Raw genomic sequence first — 20,789 nt, 5'->3', positions numbered from 1 at the left:
ATTTATGACGGAAAGAACACTTTCTATTATTAAACCTGATGCAGTTAATCGCCATCTTATGGGTGCTATTTTGGCACGTTTCGAACAGGCTGGTTTTAAGATTATTGCCACAAAGATGATACATTTAACGCGTGAGCAAGCTGAAGGTTTCTATGCTGAACATCAAGGGAAAGTATTTTTTGAACCACTTATTAATTATATGATATCAGCACCAATTTTAGTTTCTGTATTAGAAAAAGAAAATGCAATTAAAGATTACCGCACTTTAATTGGCAATACGAATCCAGAAACAGCAGAAGAAGGTACAATTCGTAAAGAGTTTGCACTAAGTCAACGCGAAAATTCAGTTCACGGTTCTGATAGCCTAGAAAGTGCTAAACGTGAAATAGCCTATTTCTTTGTTGATTCAGAAATCTATACCTATTGACATATTTATATTATCTCTAACAACAAAGCACCTAGATACATATCTAGGTGCTTTATTAAAAAAAGCCCACTTTATGTGGGCAAAATAAGGATTAAAATTATAAAACTAAACTACTTTCTATAAAGTCTGTTATCTAATGATAAAGCGCCCGCACCAGAAAAAACAAAGTACAAAAATATAACAGAATAAAGTAACGCGAGCTCACCGCCATTTGCAATTGGGAATAATAAATTCCCTTTTCCAGCCACATGCATAAAGAAATACGCAAAAGCCATTTGACCAGATAAAACAAACGCAGCTGGGCGCGTAAATAATCCTAAAATTAATAAGATTGAGCCGACAATTTCAATCACGCCACCTACAATCATCATTGAGTCGCCGACTGGACCATTTCCACCCGTCATAGAAATTGGAAACTCCCAAAATTTTGCTGTGCCATGTAAGATAAACATGTAAGCAGCAGTGATACGTAATAGAGCTAATACATAAGGGCGATATTTTTCAAGATTGTTCATTTGCTTTCCTTTTGTTTAAAGATAAATTAGAACGGCGCCATATTAATATTTAACGGATAGTTAAACAATAATTAAAATTGAAAAATACTTTTTACCAAAAGTTAAAAATAACTAAAGTAGCTTTTCAATCCAATTAGAAAAAGAATCAGCATCCATAAAGCCCGTTACTCTACTTCCTTGAATCTCATTATTTTGCTTATCAAAAAATAAAATTGTGGGTAATCCCATCACATTAAAGCGTTCCATTAATGCTTTATTTTCCGGACTATTCTTTGTCATATTGACTTGTAACAATAAGATATTTTGAAATTGCTGTTGCACTTTTGGATCTGAAAAAGTCAACTTTTCAAATTCTTTACAAGCAACACACCAATCCGCGTATAAATCCAACATCGCGATTGAATAGGGATTTTCCGCTAAAGTGCGGTCAAGTTCTTCAATATTTTTAATTTGCTTAAATTTAACCTGAGAAACAGGCTTATTTTCTACCGCACTTTGTGTTGTGTTCTGAGCTTGCCAAATCCAATTTTGCAGAGGTTGTACGGAAACCATAGCCAACGCAAAACTAATAATTTTAATGGCATAGCCAAAACCGCTCTTAGGCATCTGCAACGCAAACCAAATAAAGAATGCTGTCGCTAATCCAGCCCATAAGCGTGGCTCCCATACTTCAGGCAAAATACGAGAAAGCAAAAACACAGGTAATGCTAACATAACAAAGCCGAATGTTTGTTTCACTGTGTTCATCCACTCACCTGATTTTGGCAAAATTTTATTACCAAATAATGTGATTAACATTAGCGGCACGCCCATACCAAGAGCGAGCAAATAAAGGGTTGCCGCACCTGTGAATAAATCACCACTTTGCGCCACATAAAGTAAAGCACCTGAAAGCGGGGCTGAAGTACAAGGTGAAGCAACAAGGCCGGCTATCATCCCCATAGCGAAGGCGCCACCAAAAGCCCCTGACGTTTGTTTCTGACTCCATGTATTAAGTTTATTTTGTAAACTATTCGGCAATTGAAGGGTAAACATCCCAAACATAGAAAGGGCAAGTACAACAAACAAAATAGAAAGCCCTACCATGACATAAGGATGTTGTAAGGCAATTTGGAACGGTAAGCCAATTGCTGCAACAGCAAGACCTAATAAAGTATAAGTCAACGCCATCCCTTGTACATAAAGGAATGTTAAAATAAATGCTCGCGACATACTTCTTTGTTGTTGACCAATAACAATTGCTGAAAGTAAAGGCAACATAGGCAACACACAAGGTGTAAAAGCAAGCCCTACGCCTAATAAAAAGAAGCCCCAAATTGCCCATTTGCTATGAAATAAGCTATCAGCCAAACGATCTTGCTCTGATAAAAGCACTGGTTCTTCCGTATTATTTTCTATAGCTTTAACATTAGAAATAACAAGATCACCAAGCCGTAAAACTTTACTTTCTGGTGGATAACAAAAACCTTCTGTACAACCTTGATAAGATATTTCCACTTTATCATCAGCATGGGAAAAATCACCGATAAAAGTGCCATCTATGGGTTGGGTAAAGACACTCACTTCACCAAAATAAGGATCCTGATGTCGTTCTGATTGTTGTAGAAAACGAGCTACCAACAATTTTGATTTATCAACAAATCTACCACTGATTTTATCTTGATAAAGATAATATCCTTTCACGATATCCCAATGAATCTGGAGTTGAGTTTTATCTGGAGATAATGTAGCAGAAAATGCAAATGCATCATCTACATTTAAAAATGATTGTTTTTTATCAAACAATCCTGCATTAGCTACAAATGTGGTAAAAATAAATATAAAAAAAAGGATAAATTTTTTCATAAAATAAACTAGAAAAGGAGAAACTTGCCTAAAATTTTAACATAAAGAAATTTGAAAGCATAAAACTATGATGTAGATCACAAAAACAAAACCTAATGAAAAAATCAGAGCATTTTTCTGTTGTTACAACAATGTTACATCGTTAGAATGATAACCACGATAGCATACGCCAAAATAAGTATAAGGATGGAAAATGGCTACCCCAAAAATTCTCATTGTTGAAGATGAAATCGTGACCCGTAATACGCTTAAAGGGATTTTTGAAGCTGAAGGGTATGATGTTCTTGAGGCTCAAGATGGCGCAGAAATGCATCATATTCTTGCACACTACACGATTAATCTTGTGGTAATGGATATTAACTTACCTGGAAAAAATGGTTTATTACTTGCCCGTGAATTGCGTGAAAATATTAATTTACCACTTATATTTTTAACGGGACGAGATAATGAAGTTGATAAAATTTTAGGATTAGAAATAGGTGCGGACGATTACTTAACCAAACCATTTAATCCCCGCGAACTTACTATTAGGGCTCGTAACTTACTACACCGTACTCTGCCTCACCAAGAAAAGGAAAATACATCGGGAAAAGAATTTTATCGCTTCAATGGTTGGGTATTAGATTTAAATAGCCATAATCTCATTACCCCAGAAAACCAAGAACTAAAATTGCCACGCAGTGAATTTCGCGCAATGCTTTATTTCTGTGAAAACCCAGGTAAGTTGCTAACTCGAGAAGAACTTCTGCGTAAAATGACAGGTAGAGCATTTAAACCACAAGATCGTACTGTAGATGTTACAATTCGCCGAATTCGGAAACATTTTGAGGAATATTCAAATACCGATGAAATCATCATGACAGTGCATGGAGAAGGATATCGATTTTGCGGTAATATAGAATAATGTCAAAGGCTATTATTCATTTCTTAAGATAAATGATAGCCTTTACCTAGCCGAATAACCCTCAAACCAACTTTCTAAAATCAAGCAAGCAGAAATACCATCGACCTTGTCCTTTTTAAGTGATCTGAAACCACCACGTTCAAATATCTCACTACGCGCTTCCATTGTTGTAAGACGTTCATCTTGTAACTCAACAGTAATACCAAAACGCCCATGCAACCGGTTAGCAAATTTTTTCGCTCGTAGTGTTAAGTCTTGAATGGTTCCATCCATATTAAGTGGCAAACCAACAACAAGTACATCAGGCTTCCATTCCTTTAGGCAGTTTTCAATAGCGCTCCAATTAGGGATCCCATCCTGTGCTTTAAATGCCGGAAGTGCTTGAGCCGTTCCAGTTATACTTTGTCCAACCGCGCAACCAATACTTTTTGTACCAAAATCAAAGGCAAGTACAGTAATCCCCATTAACTATGCCCCACTTGAGCCATCACAAAATTATGAGGATGAATACCAAGAGATTGATTAGCCACTATATAGCGTTCTTCATAAGGTGTATCAAACAAAATTTGTTCACTAGCTGGTGCAACTAACCAGGTATTATCAATAATTTCTTTTTCTAACTGTCCTGCAGACCAACTTGCACATCCTAGCGCAACTAAATATTTTTCTGGAGCGAATGTAGACCCAAGGGTTTCTACAACATCAGCAGATGTTGTCATAGAAAGTGTATCAGTAACCTTATAAGTATGTTGAAAATGATTAAGTGTATTTTTATGTAAAATAAAACCACGTTCTGAATGTATCGGACCGCCAGCAACGACCATTTCATTACCAAAAGTGCGGTCATTTTTCATCATAAAATTAAGCTTTAAATAAAGTTCTGCAATACTTAAATCCGTGGGCTGATTGATTACTAATCCCATAGAACCTTGTTCGTTATGTTCACACATAAACACCACAGTTCGGTTAAAATAATCGTCTAGATGAGGCATTGCGATGAGAAACTTCCCTTGCAGTTCCATCATTCTCCTAAATCTCCAAAATAAATTTGTAATGCACTGATCGCTGCTAGTGAAGCAGTCTCGGTACGTAATACACGCTTTCCTAATAAAATTTCAGTAAAACCTTTCTGTTGTGTTTGCACTATTTCCTGTTCTGACAACCCGCCTTCTGAACCAATTAACAAACGTACCCCATCTTTTGGAATCATTGGTAACGTTTTTATACTATGTTGTGCTCTAGGGTGTAAATTTAACTTAAGCGCTCCATCATCTTCTGCACACCAATCCTGTAATTTCATTAAAGGACGAATTTCTGGCACCACATTACGACCACATTGTTCACAAGCCGCAATGATAATTTTTTGCCACTGTTGAATTTTTTTATCCATCCGTTCGCCATCTAACTTCACGCCACAACGTTCAGACCACAGTGGCGTAATCACATTTACTCCCAATTCCACAGATTTTTGAATGGTGAATTCCATCCGTTCACCTCGTGAAATAACTTGACCTAAATGGATCTTTAAATTGGATTCTTTATTAGAAAGTTCTCTCCCTAAGATATTAACTTTTACCGATTTCTTATTGGATTCTGTGATTATTGCCGGATAAATATGGTTTGAACCATCAAAAAGTTCAAGTTGCTCACCTTCTACCATTCTCAATACACGACCTACATGATTGGTAGCATCTTCAGAAAGTTGACATTGCGTTTGATATTCTAGTGATTCAGGGTGATAGATTCTAGGTATGCGCATAGTATTCTAAAATGTTAATAGGAGACGGGAATAATATCTTTCACATGAAAAATAAATAAATTTACACGTGGGCTATTTTAAGCCCCTCATTCCCTATAGATTAATCAGATAGATTTTGAGGTAACCGCTCTAAAATAGCATGCCAGTAAGTGATAGAGCGAATATTATGTTTACGAATACAATCTACCACAGCATCAGCGTTACCTACCTGACAAATTTGCTGCATTTCTAAGTAGAATTGTTTAGTAAGTTCTCTGTGCTTTTCCTCTTTAAAGAAGAGTAAACCAATTCGTTGATAAACGCCCTTTAAACTATTGAATACTAATCGATAAAAAGGCTTATTAGCTACCACAGTAAATTGACGAAACAAAGTATAGTCAAATTCCGTGTAATCTTTAGCAGTATTCTCCAATTGCTCTAGTGATGCAAAAAGTGCGGCAGATTGCGCAGGAGAATTTTTAACAGCCTCATAAATATAAAATTCAGACATTTTACTACGTAAAGATAGCATATTATCAATAATCATTGGTGCTGAACGCATATCCAAACTAATCAATGTCTCGATAATATTTGGTCCGGCCGTATCCCAAATATTATTCACTTTCGTCGGTTTACCATGCTGAATTGTTAACCAGCCATCTCTCGCCAAACGTTGCAACACTTCACGTAATGTTGTACGAGTTACCCCTATTTTATCAGCAAGATCTCGTTCTGAAGGCAAATTACTCCCTGCGGGAAAAATATCCTGCCAAATACTTTTTACAATATACTCTTCAGCCAAAGCCGCAGGACTTTGCGCTTTTAAAATGTCATTATCGTTTTGCATTACACTTAAAAATCAGATAAAAATAAAAAAAGATGCAATTTTATGAAAAAATAGCTAGTTTTTATTATCCTTTAAAGACGGATATATTACAATGTCAGCATGATAAAAAATAATGGAGTCCCCTATGACAAACATTCAAGCTTTTATGAAAAACTTTCTTGGTTCAAGTCCGGATTGGTATAAACTTGCCATTGTTGCTTTTCTCATTATTAATCCGATTATTTTCTTTTTCATCAGCCCTTTCCTAGCGGGCTGGCTATTAGTCGCTGAATTTATTTTCACGTTAGGCATGGCATTGAAATGCTACCCCCTTCAACCCGGTGGTTTATTAGCTATTGAAGCTATTATTATAGGGATGACTAATGTAGAACACGTAAAAACGGAAATTATGGCAAACTTTGAAGTGGTATTGCTATTAATGTTCATGGTAGCAGGAATTTTCTTCATGAAACAACTGCTTCTTTACGTATTCACGAAATTACTTGTCAAAATTCGTTCAAAAATCGCGCTTTCTTTAGCTTTCTGTTTTAGCGCTGCCTTCCTATCAGCCTTCCTTGATGCATTAACGGTTGTTGCCGTAATTATCAGCGTAGCAATGGGATTCTATGGCGTTTACCACAAAGTCGCATCAGGCAATAATTTAATTGATGCCGTTGATATTGCTGATGATGGAAAAATCGCGACACAACACCACGAAACCTTAGAAAAATTCCGTTCGTTCTTACGTAGTTTGATGATGCATGCTGGTGTCGGAACCGCACTTGGTGGCGTAATGACAATGGTGGGTGAACCACAAAACTTAATCATTGCTGAACAAGCCAAATGGAACTTCATCGAATTTTTCTTCCGCATGGCTCCAGTTACTGTTCCAGTATTTATCTGCGGATTGCTAACTTGCTTCTTAGTCGAAAAATTCAAATTATTCGGTTATGGTGAAAAATTACCTGAAGATGTATGGAAAATTTTGTCAGATTTAGACCGCACTAATTCAGAGAAAATGTCTAAACAAGACAAAATTAAATTAGGCGTCCAAGCGTTAATCGCAATTTGGTTAATTCTTGGATTGGCGTTCCATCTCGCGGCGGTAGGTTTAATTGGTTTAAGTATCATCATTTTTGCCACAGCATTCACTGGTGTGACTGATGAACACACTATCGGTAAAGCATTCCAAGAATCCTTGCCCTTTACAGCCCTACTTGTTGTCTTCTTTTCTGTGGTTGCTGTAATTATTGATCAAAAACTATTCGCACCTATTATTCATTTTGTACTTGCTTCTGAAGAAAATACTCAGCTTGCTCTCTTCTATATCTTTAATGGATTGCTATCTTCTATCTCTGATAACGTATTTGTCGCAACGGTTTATATTAACGAAGCAAAATCTGCATTAGCGAATGGCGTAATTTTACCTCATCAATTTGAATTGCTTTCTGTGGCAATCAATACTGGAACAAACTTACCATCAGTCGCAACACCAAATGGACAAGCTGCATTCTTGTTCTTATTGACTTCATCCCTTGCCCCATTAATTCGCCTTTCTTACGGAAGAATGGTTTATATGGCTTTGCCTTATACTGTTGTTATGTCGCTTGTAGGTTTATTTGCTATCGAATTTATTTTACCTGCAACTACAGATTGGTTGGCAAGCTTAGGTTTAATTTTGCCGATTTAAGGAGACAGAATGCTCACATTATTAAAACAATTTTCTGAAAAACGCTCCGCATGGTTTTTGCTAGCTTTATCAAGTTTAGCCTTGGAATCTACCGCACTCTATTTCCAATATGGAATGAGGTTACAGCCTTGTGTGCTTTGCGTATATGAACGTTTAGCGATAATTGGATTATTTATTGCGGGCATTATTGGTCTTTTCGCACCAAAGTCATTTATTGTGAGATTAATCGCATTGATACTCGGATTATTTAGTAGTATTAAAGGCCTTTTGGTATCACTGCGCCATTTGGATCTACAAATGAATCCAGCCCCCTGGAAACAATGTGAGTTTATCCCTAACTTTCCAGAAACCTTACCATTTCATCAATGGTTCCCTGCTATTTTTAATCCTACAGGCTCTTGTAATGAAAGCCAATGGTCATTCTTAAATTTAACCATGGTTCAGTGGCTCGTATTTATTTTTGTTGTATACATTACAATACTCACAATATTATTTATTTCTCAAATACAAAAAAGTCGTAAACAAAGACGGCTATTTAACTAAAAACAATGCCATTTGAAAAAATCAAATGGCATTTTTCTTTATTACATATTCTCATTTTATGATCAGTAAAATCTTTCTATATTTACGCAAACGTTTGCGCTATAATTCACTCCGCTTATTTTTAACTGTTTAATGAAGGAAAATGTAATGACAGATCGTCCAATTCGTCAGGCTTTACTGAGTGTTTCTGATAAAACCGGTATCGTAGAATTTGCTCAAGGCTTAGTACAGCGTGGTGTAAAACTACTTTCCACAGGCGGTACCGCAAAATTGTTGGAGCAGCATGGTTTGCCAGTGACTGAAGTGTCTGATTATACGGGATTCCCAGAAATGATGGACGGTCGTGTGAAAACCTTACACCCAAAAGTGCATGGTGGGATTTTAGGTCGTCGTGGTACAGATGATGCCATCATGCAGCAACACGGCATTGAAGGCATTGATATGGTAGTGGTGAATTTATATCCTTTTGCCGCAACCGTAGCTAAGCCAAATTGCACGTTAGAAGATGCAGTAGAAAATATTGATATCGGTGGCCCAACCATGGTGCGCTCTGCTGCGAAAAACCATAAAGATGTAGCGATCGTGGTGAATAATCATGATTTCAACGCTATTCTTGCGGAAATGGATAAACACCAAAACAGCCTAACGATTGAAACCCGTTTTGATCTTGCCATCAAAGCATTTGAACACACCGCGCAATACGATTCCATGATCGCCAACTATTTCGGTCAGTTGGTGAAACCTTATCATGTTGCTTCTGAAGAAGATGCGGAGGCGAAGAGCGGTCAATTCCCACGGACTTTAAACCTTAACTTTGTGCGTAAACAAACCATGCGTTACGGTGAAAATGCCCATCAAAATGCTGCCTTCTATGTTGATTTGAATGTGAAAGAGGCGAGCGTGGCTACGGCTAACCAACTCCAAGGTAAAGCCTTGTCTTACAATAATATTGCAGACACCGATGCAGCGCTTGAATGCGTGAAAGAATTTGATGAGCCAGCTTGTGTGATTGTGAAACATGCTAATCCATGTGGTGTGGCTTTAGGTAAAGATATTTTAGACGCCTATAACCGCGCCTATCAAACAGACCCAACCTCAGCCTTTGGAGGCATCATTGCTTTTAACCGTGAATTAGACGAAAAAACAGCAAATGAAATTGTAGAACGTCAATTTGTGGAAGTGATTATCGCACCAAAAGTGTCTGCAGAAGCTGTTGAAGTGGTGAAACGTAAGAAAAATGTCCGTTTACTTGAATGTGGAGAATGGCAAGCACGTACCCAACGTTTAGATTTCAAACGTGTGAACGGTGGCTTGTTGGTGCAAGATGCGGATTTAGGCATAGTTGGCTTGGATGATTTAAAAGTGGTCAGCAAACGTCAACCAACTGAACAAGAATTAAAAGACTTATTGTTCTGCTGGAAAGTGGCGAAATTTGTGAAATCGAATGCCATTGTTTACGCCAAAGATAACCAAACTATTGGTATTGGCGCAGGCCAAATGAGCCGCGTGTATTCGGCCAAAATTGCAGGTATCAAAGCACAGGATGAAGGCTTGACCGTGGCAGGTTGTGTAATGGCATCTGATGCTTTCTTCCCATTCCGTGATGGCATTGATGCGGCGGCGAAAGTAGGCATTCAATGTGTGATTCATCCGGGCGGCTCAATGCGTGATCAGGAAGTGATTGATGCGGCAGATGAACATAATATGGTGATGGTATTAACTGGAATGCGTCATTTTAGACATTAATTTATGCAGCAACTTCGCTCAATGAGCGACTTACTTATCCTCCCTCTTTCGTAAAGAGGGGGCGAGAGGGAGATTTAAACGATGCTAAATGTACTATGAGGTTGAAATAACTTCTGCCAAATCTCCCTTACCCCTCTTTGCTAAAGAGGGGATTAAATTCAAAAAGATACAAGGAGCATTATGAACATCCTCATCATCGGAAACGGCGGTCGTGAACATGCCCTCGCTTGGAAAGTGGCGCAATCTCCATTAGCGAATAAAATTTTCGTTGCACCAGGCAATTCAGGGACAGCGTTAGAACAAAAGGTCGAAAACGTGAATATCGCCGCAACGGATATTCCTGCATTGGTTAAATTTGCCCAAGATAACCACGTAGGTTTAACGATCGTGGGGCCTGAAGCGCCACTTGTGATTGGCGTGGTGGATGCGTTTCGTGCAGCGGGTTTAAAAATTTTCGGACCAACGCAAGCGGCGGCGCAATTAGAAGGTTCAAAAGCTTTTACCAAAGATTTCTTAGCGCGTCATAAAATCCCAACGGCAGAATATCAAAACTTCACTGAAGTCGAACCGGCATTGGCTTACTTGCGTGAAAAAGGTGCGCCAATTGTCGTAAAAGCAGATGGCTTGGCGGCAGGCAAAGGCGTGATTGTGGCTATGACGTTGCAGGAAGCCGAAAACGCAGTGCGTGATATGCTTTCCGGCAATGCCTTTGGTGAAGCCGGCAGTCGAGTGGTCATTGAAGAATTTTTAGATGGCGAAGAAGCGAGTTTTATCGTCATGGTGGACGGCAAAAATGTCGAGCCTATGGCGACCAGTCAAGACCACAAACGTGTGGGTGAGAAAGACACCGGTTTGAATACCGGAGGCATGGGGGCTTATTCTCCTGCGCCTGTGGTGACACCTGAAATTCATAATCGCGTGATGCGTGAAGTGATCTATCCAACGGTCAACGGCATGGCGGCAGAGGGCAATATTTACACCGGTTTCTTGTATGCGGGTTTGATGATCATGCCGAATGGCCAGCCGAAAGTGATCGAATTTAACTGCCGCTTTGGTGATCCGGAAACCCAACCGATTATGTTACGTTTGGAATCGGATTTGGTGGAGCTTTGTCTTAAAGCCTGTGATGGCAAATTAGACGAAGTGAAATCCCAATGGAATCCGAAAGCTTCTTTAGGTATCGTATTGGCAGCAGAAGGCTATCCGGGCGATTATCGCAAAGGCGATGAAATCAGCGGTTTGCCTCAAAGTGCGGTCGAAAATGAGAAAGTTTTTTTGGCGGGCGTAGAAGCGAAAGCGGGCAAGTTAGTCACCAACGGCGGCCGCGTGCTTTGTGCTACGGCATTAGGAGAAAGCGTATTTGAGGCACAACAGAAAGCGCTGAAACTGGCTGAACAAATTCAATGGAACGGTCGTTTTTATCGCCGTGATATCGGCTATCGCGCTGTGGCTCGTGAGCAGAAAAAATAACTACATTTAATGTTAAGGGATCGAATGGATTATAAAAATAAAGAATTATGTCGTTTTCGTACCATAAGTTTTTTTCTAACGTTACATAAAAATAAAACGCAATGGGAAGACGCCCTTTATTCAGTCAAACGTGATGTGGATTTGTTATTGCCAGCTGTGCAGAAAGCAGGTTATACCTTGCAATCGATTCGAGTGATTACCAATCCCTTTGGTGAATATTTGGATTTAACCAATTTGCAGACGGCAAAAGCAGATTTGCAGTATTTAACGGAGTTACTGAATAAATTTAATGAAAGTGGAATTCGTCTTCGATTTGCAATAGGCGCGGCGAGAAATAAAGAGGAAATAGCGTTATTGCCAGAGTTAATCGCAGCTTATGGTGACTTGTGTAATGCCTGTGTTAATGTGCCATTAGATGAAAATGGCGTGTTAGATAATGAACTTATTGAGCAATCTGTTTATGCGGTACAACGGATTGCAAATATCACACCACGTGGCGAAGGTAACTTTAATTTTACTGTGAATTTTAACTGCAAGCCATTTATTCCTTATTTCCCCGCCGGTTATCATCTAAGTCATTTACCAAATAGTTTTGTCATTGGTTTAGAAACGCCTGATTTATTAGTCGAAGTATTAAAATCTGTACCCAAATCACCTCATAATCAATTTTATGCGGATTGTTATCAAGCGATGTCGCAAGCGTTGCAATATCATGTAGATCAAGTATTAGAGATGTTAAGTGCGGTCAAATTATCAGGTGAATTTGAATTTGCAGGCATTGATAGTTCGGCGGCACCATCTAAAAATTGTTCATCCATGACAAAAGTGTATGAATTAATGGGATTGCCCTATTTTGGTGCGGCTGGTTCAGTAGAGGTTTCTGCTTTACTGACAAAAGTCTTTAAATCAATCCAGCGTGTACCATTGGTTGGATTTTCTGGATTAATGTTGGCGGTGACAGAAGATTTAGGTTTAGCCGAAGGGACACAAAAACACTATTTTGATATTCGCGCTTTACTAACTTATAGCGCCGTATGTGGTATCGGTTTAGATACGGTTCCTGTGGCGGGAAATGCTAAGGCTGAAAGCATCGCAGCTATTATGCGTGATACGGGAACGATGGCATTTCGCTTAAATAAACCGCTAACTGTGCGTTTATTCCCCATTCCGAATAAGATTGCAGGTGAAATATCCGAATTTGAGAGTGATGATTTATGTAACTGCCGCCTTTTACATATTCCGGATTAAAAAAATTTTCCCTACTTTGTATTGATGAATGTTATCTCTACTGTCAGTAAAAGAAATATCTCATGAGAAAATTAATATTGGGTAGTCTTGTCGCCGTATTGCTATCGGGATATGCAACGGCACATCAGCAAACCGAACAGAAAAAAGCGTTGGTAGGCGATTGGATGCGTCATATGAAACCAGCCGCCAAGGAGCCTTTGCCAGTTGAGCATTTTGATTATGTCACTTATCGAGCGGATCAAACCGTGCTGATGCGTGGTATCTCTCAGATTGATACAAAAGAAGGTTGGATGCGCTATTTATTGCAAGCCAAAGCCAAATAGCAGGCAAGTGATGGTAAGTTATGATTTTACCGTTCGTCTATTTAAAACCGCCCATTCACCACTAGTCGCAAAAATTATTGAACAATCTCCAGAATTTAAAGAATTAGATAAGGAATTTGTTTCACCTTGTAATAGCTGTGGTAATCATTTGGATATGAAGATTAAAATGAAAAGCCCAACAAGGATGACCAATTTTAATACTTATACGAAAGAAACCAGCCAATGCCGTAAACTTGGTGCTGGCGAGAAAACAAAAGAAGTTAAACTAATTGAGACATTAGTGAAAGAAAAAAGCCTGATTTAGATAAATGAATGTTTTTCATTGTAATAATGAAAAATATGATCGAAATTTTTGATTAAGTTTTTACTTGGAAACAGATAAACTATACACAAATAATTCAAACAAAGAGGAAAACACAATGTTTAAAAAGAGCATGAACATCGCTGATTACGATCCGGTTTTATGGCAAGCCATTCAAGATGAGAATCGTCGTCAAGAAGAACATATTGAATTAATCGCTTCTGAAAACTATGCCAGCCCGCGCGTAATGCAAGCTCAAGGTTCACAATTCACTAATAAATACGCTGAAGGCTATCCAGGTAAACGTTATTACGGTGGTTGTGAGTATGCAGACATTGTGGAACAGCTAGCAATTGACCGTGCGAAAGAATTATTTGGTGCAGATTACGTGAATGTTCAACCGCACTCTGGCTCACAAGCAAACGCAGCTGTGTATGGTGCATTGATTAATGCGGGCGATACTATTTTAGGTATGGATTTGGCTCACGGTGGGCACTTAACTCACGGTGCAAAAGTAAGTTTCTCTGGCAAGATTTATAACTCTGTGCTTTATGGAATCACTGCGGATGGCTTAATTGATTATGAAGATGTTCGTCAAAAAGCATTAGAATGTAAGCCAAAACTTATCGTTGCGGGTTTCTCGGCTTATTCACAAGTTGTGGATTGGGCGAAAATGCGTGAAATCGCAGATGAAGTTGGTGCGTATTTATTTGTGGATATGGCGCATGTAGCGGGATTAATTGCAGCGGGTTTATATCCAAATCCATTGCCTCATGCACATGTTGTGACAACAACAACCCATAAGACATTGGGCGGTCCGCGTGGTGGTTTAATCCTTTCTTCTTGCGGTGATGAAGAAATTTATAAACGCTTACAATCTTCTGTTTTCCCTGCAAACCAAGGTGGCCCATTGGTTCACATTATTGCGGCGAAAGCGGTATGTTTCAAAGAAGCATTAGAGCCAGCTTATAAAGAATATCAAGCAAACGTGATTAAAAATGCGAAAGCAATGGTAGAAGTGTTTAAACAACGTGGTTATGACGTGGTTTCAAATGGCACAGAAAACCATTTATTCTTAGTCAGTTTCATTAAACAAGGATTAACAGGTAAAGCAGCTGATGCGGCATTAGGCAAAGCAAATATTACAGTGAATAAAAATGCTGTACCAAACGATCCGCAAAAACCATTTGTTACTTCAGGTATTCGTGTAGGTACACCATCTGTGACTCGCCGTGGTTTCAATGAAAATGATGTTCGTGAATTAGCTGGCTGGATGTGTGATGTTTTAGATGCTTTAGGCAAAGAAAATGAAGAACAAGTGATTGCTGAAACTAAAGAAAAAATCTTAGCAATTTGTAAACGTCTTCCAGTTTATCCGAAATGATTTATTTTCTTTCGTTGATTATATGGTTAGCGGCGATCAATATCGCCGCTTATTTTTTTATGTGGAGAGATAAAATTCGGGCCATGCGTAACGAGTGGAGAATTCCTGAAAAAACGTTTTTTCTTCTAAGCCTTTTAGGTGGTTTTATGGGAATGCATTTGGCCATGAAACATTTTCGTCATAAAACGCTGCATTTTAGTTTTAAATTTATTGCTGTTATTAGTGCATTTCTTTGGGTTATCGTTTTTCCATGGTTATATTTTTCTTTTATTTTTCAATATGTAAAAGCATGGTGATTTAGATAAACTAATTTGTTATGGTTCACTAACTATTGGCTTGGAGAACTGATTTTTACTAGCGTTATTTTGTATAATATTGGAAATTTTTTATGGGAAATCATATGACTTATATTGTTGGCTTAACTGGTGGAATTGGTAGTGGTAAAACAACGATTGCTAATTTATTTGCCGATCTTGGCGTACCTCTAGTGGATGCGGATGTGGTTGCTAGAGAAGTCGTCGCGAAAGATTCCCCCTTATTGTCTAAAATTGTTGAGCATTTTGGTGCTCAAATTTTAACGGAACAAGGCGAGCTTAATCGTGCGGCTTTACGAGAGCGAGTGTTTAACCATGATGAAGATAAATTGTGGTTAAATAATCTTTTACATCCCGCTATTCGTGAACGAATGAAACAACAATTAGCTGAACAAACTGCGCCTTACACATTATTTGTCGTCCCTTTATTAATAGAAAATAAATTGACAGCACTTTGTGATCGTATTTTGGTGGTGGATGTGAGTCCACAAACTCAACTTGCTCGTTCAGCTCAACGAGATAACAATAATTTTGAGCAAATTCAACGAATTATGAATTCTCAAGTTTCTCAACAAGAGCGTTTAAAATGGGCAGATGATGTGATTAATAATGATGCTGAACTGGCCCAAAACTTACCGCACTTGCAGCAAAAGGTGCTAGAATTGCACCAGTTTTATTTACAACAAGCGTAAAATAAAAATGTCTGACGAAATTATTGAAGTACCTTGTCCGATTTGCCAAAAATTGGTGCCTTGGACAAATGAAAGTACTTTTCGCCCTTTTTGTAGCAAACGTTGCCAGTTAATCGATCTTGGCGAATGGGCGGCTGAAGAAAAAGCGATTCCAAGTGATACTGCAGATTTTGCTATGGATCCAAATGTGAGTGACGAATGGAGCATTAAATAGAGATTAACCGATAGGAAACCCTATCGGTTAATTTTTATAAGTGCGGTCCTTTTTTGAGGATTTTCCCTAAGCATGCTATGCTAAACCTAATTTTATTATTCTAAAATGTGATTTTTATGCAACAAGATTATTTAAGCCAACAACGATTCTCCGATCTTCCTCTACATCCGATTGTACGAGATGCTTTGGCAAAAAAAGGCTTTGATTTTTGTACCCCAATTCAGGCTTTATCTTTGCCTATCAGTTTAAATGGACGAGATGTCGCAGGACAAGCTCAAACTGGTACAGGCAAGACAATGGCTTTTTTAACGGCTACTTTTCACCATCTTTTAACTCAGCAAGATCCTAATCTTGAATATCCTCACCCAAGAGCTTTGATTTTAGCGCCTACTCGAGAATTAGCAGTGCAGATTAGTAATGACGCAGAATTTCTTGCAAAAGCAAGTGGATTAAAGACCGCACTTGCCTATGGTGGCGATGGTTATGATAAACAACTACAGGCGATTGAGCGTGGCGTAGATATTTTGATTGGCACGACGGGACGAGTCATTGATTATGTGAAACAAGGCGTGATTTGTTTAGATGAAATCCAAGTTGTTGTGCTAGATGAAGCGGATCGAATGTTCGATCTTGGATTTATCCGTGATATTCGTTATTTATTGCGTAAATGCCCCGCTCCGCAAGCTCGTTTAACGATGTTATTTTCAGCGACGCTTTCTTATAAAGTGCGTGAATTAGCATTTGAAGATATGAATGATCCTGAATATATTGAAATTGAACCAGAACAAAAAACAGGACATCGAATTAAAGAAGAGCTTTTTTATCCATCTAATCAGGATAAAATGGCACTTCTCTTAACCTTAATGGAAGATGAATGGCCTGAGCGCTGTATTGTGTTTGCGAATACGAAACATCGTTGTGAAGAAATTTGGGGTTATTTGGCGGCTGATGGGCATCGTGTTGGTTTATTGACTGGCGATGTAGCACAGAAAAAACGTTTATCGTTATTAAAACAATTTACTGATGGTGATTTAGATATTTTAGTGGCAACAGATGTGGCCGCTCGTGGCTTGCATATTTCTGATGTGACTCATGTTTTCAATTATGATTTACCCGATGATCGAGAGGATTATGTTCACCGAATCGGTCGTACTGGACGAGCAGGGGACAGTGGTGTTTCTATTAGTTTCGCTTGCGAAGAATATGCGATGAATTTACCCGCTATTGAAGAATATATTGGCCATTCTATCCCAGTGAGCCAATATGAAACAGAAGCCTTGCTTGAACTGCCGAAACCATATCGGTTAAAACGTGCAGTACCACAGCAAGGACATACAAGACATCGTTCTTATCACACAAAATAGTGATATAATTTTTTAGTCTCAATAATTAATAAGGAAATCATTATGGCCATTTTAGTGACAGGTGGCGCCGGTTATATCGGTTCTCACACAGTTGTAGAATTATTAAATGCTGGCAAAGAGGTGGTGGTATTAGATAATCTTTGCAATTCATCGCCAAAATCCCTTGAGCGTGTAAAACAAATTACAGGCAAAGAAGCAAAGTTTTATGAAGGTGATATTTTAGATCGTGCTTTGTTACAAAAAATCTTTGCAGAAAATGAGATTAACTCTGTTATTCATTTTGCAGGGTTAAAAGCCGTAGGGGAAAGTGTTCAAAAGCCGACAGAATATTATATGAACAATGTCGCTGGCACCCTTGTATTAATTCAAGAAATGAAAAAAGCAGGTGTTTGGAACTTCGTATTTAGCTCATCTGCAACGGTTTACGGTGATCCAAAAATTATTCCAATTACAGAAGATTGTGAGGTCGGCGGTACAACTAATCCTTATGGTACATCTAAATATATGGTTGAACAGATTTTACGCGATACAGTAAAAGCAGAACCAAAATTTAGCATGACTATCTTGCGTTATTTTAATCCAGTTGGGGCGCATGAAAGTGGTTTAATTGGTGAAGATCCAAATGGTATTCCAAATAATTTGTTGCCTTATATTAGCCAAGTTGCCATCGGTAAATTAGCACAACTTTCTGTATTTGGTAGTGATTACGACACTCATGATGGAACAGGCGTGCGTGATTATATTCATGTAGTGGATTTAGCAGTAGGGCATTTAAAAGCGCTTCAACGTCATGAAAATGATGCAGGTTTACATATTTATAACCTTGGTACAGGCCATGGTTATTCCGTATTAGATATGGTAAAAGCCTTTGAAAAAGCCAACGACATTACAATTGCATATAAACTTGTAGAACGCCGCCCGGGTGATATTGCGACATGCTATTCTGATCCTAGTTTAGCTGCAAAAGAACTTGGTTGGGTGGCAGAACGTGGTCTTGAAAAAATGATGCAAGATACGTGGAACTGGCAGAAAAATAATCCAAAAGGGTATCGAGATTAATATTCTCTAATATTTGTTTTTCTTTTTTAGGAAGAAGAACGCTAAACATTGGGGGATGCGATTAAAAATCCCCCTAAGTTTTACACTTATCCTAATTGAAAGGCGAAGTTTCTAAAATACAACCAAAATTAACCGCACTTTATGTCAAATTCCCTTTCTTCCCAAATTTTTACGCGCAAAATGTTGATTTGCGTATTCACAGGTTTTAATTCTGGTTTGCCATTATTTGTGTTATTGCAAATGTTGCCTGTTTGGCTGACAGATAAACATCTTTCAATTGAGCTTATTGGTGCGGTAACCGGTGTGATGTTGCCTTATGGATTGAAATTTTTGTGGGCACCATTATTGGATCGTTATTTCCCGAGTTTTTTAGGGCGTCGTCGTAGCTGGATGCTGCTTTCACAAGTGGTATTATTGATTTTACTTTACATAATTAGCCTTTTTGATCCGCTCACACAACTGAGCACGGTGGCAAATATTGCTTTGCTTATCGCTTTTTTTTCAGCCACACAAGATATCGTGTTGGATGCGTATCGTCGTGAAATTTTGAGTGATCATGAATTAGGTTTGGGAAACACTATTCATATTAATGCTTATCGAATTGCGGGATTAATTCCAGGTGGACTATCGCTCTATTTGGCGGCGATTTATCCTTGGGAAACGGTATTTTTATGGACCGCACTTTGTATGTTAGCAGGCATCTTCATGACGTTATTTTTAGCAAAAGAGCCCAAAATAGACATGCAGCAAACTAATCAGCCTTTCTATCAAGCATTTTGGATTCCATTACAAGAATTTTTTCAGCGTAAGGGCATTATTCAGGCTATCGGTTTTTTACTGTTTTTGTTTTTATATAAGTTCGGGGATTCTTTTGCCACAACGTTACAAACCAAATTTATTTATGATATGGGATTTAGCAAAGAGGATATAGCCATTGTTGTAAAAAGTACCGCACTTTGGTCAAGCATTTTATCTGGGCTTGCTGGTGGTGTGATCATGCTAAAACTGGGTATTAACCGTGCATTGTGGCTATTTGGGTTGGTACAGATGGTAACAATCGGTGGGTTTATTTGGTTGGCTGCTTTCGGACATTTTGATGTTATTACATCTGCCGAGTTATGGAAACTGGGTGTTGTGATTGCAGCCGAATATATCGGCGTTGGACTTGGCACCGCAGCTTTTGTGGCTTTTATGGCGCGTGAGAGTAATCCTCTTTATACCGCAACACAGCTTGCACTTTTTACGAGCCTTTCAGCTTTGCCAAGTAAAGTGTTAGGTATGCTTTCTGGTTATGTTGTGGGAGCCGTGGGGTATTATCAGTATTTTTGGTTTTGTTTATTTTTAGCGATTCCTGGCATGCTTTGTTTATTTTGGGTAGCGCCTTGGAATCAAGAAAATAATACGGCCAATTCACTATAAAAGTGCGGTAAAAATTATAAAAAATTTGACCGCACTATGCTTTATCAGTATCTTAATCACGTTTTTTATTAATGGAGATTTTTATGAAAATTATTCTTTTAGGTGCACCGGGCGCAGGTAAAGGCACTCAAGCACAATTTATTATGAATAAATTTGGTATCCCACAAATTTCAACTGGCGATATGTTCCGTGCTGCAATTAAAGCAGGGACTGAACTTGGAAAACAAGCTAAAGCATTAATGGATGAAGGTAAATTAGTACCGGATGAATTAACCGTTGCCCTTGTAAAAGATCGTATTGCACAACCTGACTGCGCAAATGGTTTCTTGTTGGATGGTTTCCCTCGTACCATTCCTCAAGCGGATGCATTGAAAGATTCAGGCGTTAAAATTGACTTTGTTTTAGAATTTGATGTACCAGACGAAGTGATTGTTGAACGTATGAGCGGTCGCCGTGTACACCAAGCATCTGGTCGTTCTTACCACATCGTTTACAACCCACCAAAAGTGGAAGGTAAAGATGATGTAACAGGTGAAGATTTAATTATTCGTGCAGATGATAAACCTGAAACTGTATTAGATCGTTTAGCCGTATATCATAAACAAACCAGCCCATTAATTGATTATTACCAAGCCGAAGCGAAAGCGGGGAATACTCAATATTTCCGTTTAGATGGTACACAAAAAGTGGAAGAAGTTAGCCAAGAGTTAAATAAAATTCTAAGCTAAAATTAACCGCACTTTTTGATATCGAGAAGTGCGGAATAT

At 38.5% G+C, this 20,789-nt stretch carries 23 protein-coding genes; 17 read left to right on the top strand and 6 right to left on the bottom strand.

Annotation, left to right across the window (positions count from 1 at the left end):
• The first annotated feature begins 4 nt into the window (after positions 1-4).
• Complete coding sequence (gene ndk, locus A9501_RS08400) at positions 5-427, top strand: nucleoside-diphosphate kinase (RefSeq protein ID WP_065265558.1); 423 nt, start codon at positions 5-7, stop codon at positions 425-427.
• A gap of 110 nt (positions 428-537) precedes the next feature.
• Here the strand turns inward: ndk and A9501_RS08395 are convergent, their stop codons facing one another.
• Together A9501_RS08395 and A9501_RS08390 are read right to left on the bottom strand one after the other, a co-directional pair.
• The gene (locus tag A9501_RS08395; RefSeq protein ID WP_065265557.1) at positions 538-942 is read right to left on the bottom strand and encodes a DoxX family protein; all 405 of its coding nucleotides are present in this window, start codon (positions 940-942) and stop codon (positions 538-540) included.
• Positions 943-1,053: 111 nt separating this feature from the next.
• Positions 1,054-2,787, bottom strand: coding sequence for a protein-disulfide reductase DsbD (locus tag A9501_RS08390; RefSeq protein WP_065265556.1), 1,734 nt, complete (start codon positions 2,785-2,787; stop codon positions 1,054-1,056).
• Between the two features lie 193 nt (positions 2,788-2,980).
• Here A9501_RS08390 and arcA point away from each other — a divergent pair, with 193 nt between their 5' ends.
• Positions 2,981-3,691 carry a two-component system response regulator ArcA gene (arcA, locus tag A9501_RS08385; RefSeq protein ID WP_048953492.1) on the top strand — a complete coding sequence of 237 codons (711 nt, stop codon included), beginning with the start codon at positions 2,981-2,983 and terminating at the stop codon, positions 3,689-3,691.
• Between the two features lie 42 nt (positions 3,692-3,733).
• On the opposite strand, the gene ruvX is transcribed toward arcA, so the two are convergent.
• The 4 genes from ruvX to fadR all read right to left on the bottom strand — a co-directional run bounded on the left by ruvX (position 3,734) and on the right by fadR (position 6,276).
• Entirely contained in the window at positions 3,734-4,156 is a 423-nt protein-coding gene (gene ruvX, locus A9501_RS08380; protein ID WP_048953491.1) for a Holliday junction resolvase RuvX, read from the bottom strand.
• On the bottom strand, positions 4,156-4,716 hold the full coding sequence (locus A9501_RS08375; protein ID WP_048953489.1) for a YqgE/AlgH family protein: 561 nt from the start codon (positions 4,714-4,716) through the stop codon (positions 4,156-4,158). The genes ruvX and A9501_RS08375 overlap by 1 nt, the downstream gene beginning before the upstream one ends.
• Complete coding sequence (gene rsmE, locus A9501_RS08370; protein ID WP_048953487.1) at positions 4,713-5,450, bottom strand: 16S rRNA (uracil(1498)-N(3))-methyltransferase; 738 nt, start codon at positions 5,448-5,450, stop codon at positions 4,713-4,715. Before rsmE ends, A9501_RS08375 begins: the two co-directional genes overlap by 4 nt.
• 100 nt (positions 5,451-5,550) lie before the next feature.
• The gene (gene fadR, locus A9501_RS08365) at positions 5,551-6,276 is read right to left on the bottom strand and encodes a fatty acid metabolism transcriptional regulator FadR (protein WP_048953484.1); all 726 of its coding nucleotides are present in this window, start codon (positions 6,274-6,276) and stop codon (positions 5,551-5,553) included.
• A gap of 124 nt (positions 6,277-6,400) precedes the next feature.
• On the opposite strand from fadR, the gene nhaB reads away from it, so the two are divergent.
• The 15 genes from nhaB (at position 6,401) to adk (ending at position 20,750) form a co-directional block, all read left to right on the top strand.
• Positions 6,401-7,945, top strand: coding sequence for a Na(+)/H(+) antiporter NhaB (gene nhaB, locus A9501_RS08360; protein ID WP_048953483.1), 1,545 nt, complete (start codon positions 6,401-6,403; stop codon positions 7,943-7,945).
• Positions 7,946-7,954: 9 nt separating this feature from the next.
• A complete protein-coding gene (gene dsbB, locus A9501_RS08355; RefSeq protein WP_048953481.1) occupies positions 7,955-8,488 on the top strand; it encodes a disulfide bond formation protein DsbB in 534 nt (177 codons plus the stop codon).
• A gap of 147 nt (positions 8,489-8,635) precedes the next feature.
• A complete protein-coding gene (gene purH, locus A9501_RS08350) occupies positions 8,636-10,234 on the top strand; it encodes a bifunctional phosphoribosylaminoimidazolecarboxamide formyltransferase/IMP cyclohydrolase (protein WP_048953479.1) in 1,599 nt (532 codons plus the stop codon).
• A gap of 180 nt (positions 10,235-10,414) precedes the next feature.
• On the top strand, positions 10,415-11,704 hold the full coding sequence (gene purD / locus A9501_RS08345) for a phosphoribosylamine--glycine ligase (RefSeq protein WP_048953476.1): 1,290 nt from the start codon (positions 10,415-10,417) through the stop codon (positions 11,702-11,704).
• 24 nt (positions 11,705-11,728) lie between these two features.
• Positions 11,729-12,952 (top strand): DUF711 family protein, encoded by a 1,224-nt coding sequence (locus A9501_RS08340; protein ID WP_048953475.1) that lies wholly within the window; start codon positions 11,729-11,731, stop codon positions 12,950-12,952.
• A 62-nt stretch (positions 12,953-13,014) separates the two neighbouring features.
• On the top strand, positions 13,015-13,275 hold the full coding sequence (locus A9501_RS09845; protein ID WP_226385919.1) for a hypothetical protein: 261 nt from the start codon (positions 13,015-13,017) through the stop codon (positions 13,273-13,275).
• A gap of 10 nt (positions 13,276-13,285) precedes the next feature.
• Entirely contained in the window at positions 13,286-13,579 is a 294-nt protein-coding gene (locus tag A9501_RS09840; RefSeq protein ID WP_226385920.1) for a hypothetical protein, read from the top strand.
• Positions 13,580-13,694: 115 nt separating this feature from the next.
• The gene (gene glyA / locus A9501_RS08330) at positions 13,695-14,960 is read left to right on the top strand and encodes a serine hydroxymethyltransferase (protein ID WP_065265555.1); all 1,266 of its coding nucleotides are present in this window, start codon (positions 13,695-13,697) and stop codon (positions 14,958-14,960) included.
• A complete protein-coding gene (locus A9501_RS08325; protein ID WP_048953471.1) occupies positions 14,957-15,256 on the top strand; it encodes a DUF1294 domain-containing protein in 300 nt (99 codons plus the stop codon). Before glyA ends, A9501_RS08325 begins: the two co-directional genes overlap by 4 nt.
• Before the next feature lie 104 nt (positions 15,257-15,360).
• A complete protein-coding gene (gene coaE / locus A9501_RS08320) occupies positions 15,361-15,966 on the top strand; it encodes a dephospho-CoA kinase (RefSeq protein ID WP_048953527.1) in 606 nt (201 codons plus the stop codon).
• 7 nt (positions 15,967-15,973) lie between these two features.
• Positions 15,974-16,180 carry a DNA gyrase inhibitor YacG gene (yacG, locus tag A9501_RS08315; protein ID WP_048953469.1) on the top strand — a complete coding sequence of 69 codons (207 nt, stop codon included), beginning with the start codon at positions 15,974-15,976 and terminating at the stop codon, positions 16,178-16,180.
• A gap of 116 nt (positions 16,181-16,296) precedes the next feature.
• Positions 16,297-17,544, top strand: coding sequence for an ATP-dependent RNA helicase RhlB (gene rhlB / locus A9501_RS08310; protein WP_048953468.1), 1,248 nt, complete (start codon positions 16,297-16,299; stop codon positions 17,542-17,544).
• A 42-nt stretch (positions 17,545-17,586) separates the two neighbouring features.
• Complete coding sequence (gene galE / locus A9501_RS08305) at positions 17,587-18,603, top strand: UDP-glucose 4-epimerase GalE (RefSeq protein ID WP_048953467.1); 1,017 nt, start codon at positions 17,587-17,589, stop codon at positions 18,601-18,603.
• Between the two features lie 141 nt (positions 18,604-18,744).
• The gene (locus A9501_RS08300; RefSeq protein ID WP_080351556.1) at positions 18,745-20,022 is read left to right on the top strand and encodes an MFS transporter; all 1,278 of its coding nucleotides are present in this window, start codon (positions 18,745-18,747) and stop codon (positions 20,020-20,022) included.
• 83 nt (positions 20,023-20,105) lie between these two features.
• Positions 20,106-20,750: an adenylate kinase gene (gene adk / locus A9501_RS08295; protein ID WP_048953463.1), complete on the top strand. Its 645-nt coding sequence runs from the start codon at positions 20,106-20,108 to the stop codon at positions 20,748-20,750.
• Positions 20,751-20,789 lie beyond the last annotated feature (39 nt).

The organism is Haemophilus sp. CCUG 66565, from assembly GCF_001679495.1.
Taxonomy (GTDB): domain Bacteria; phylum Pseudomonadota; class Gammaproteobacteria; order Enterobacterales; family Pasteurellaceae; genus Haemophilus; species Haemophilus haemolyticus_K.
This window is presented reverse-complemented; position numbering and strand designations above follow the sequence as displayed.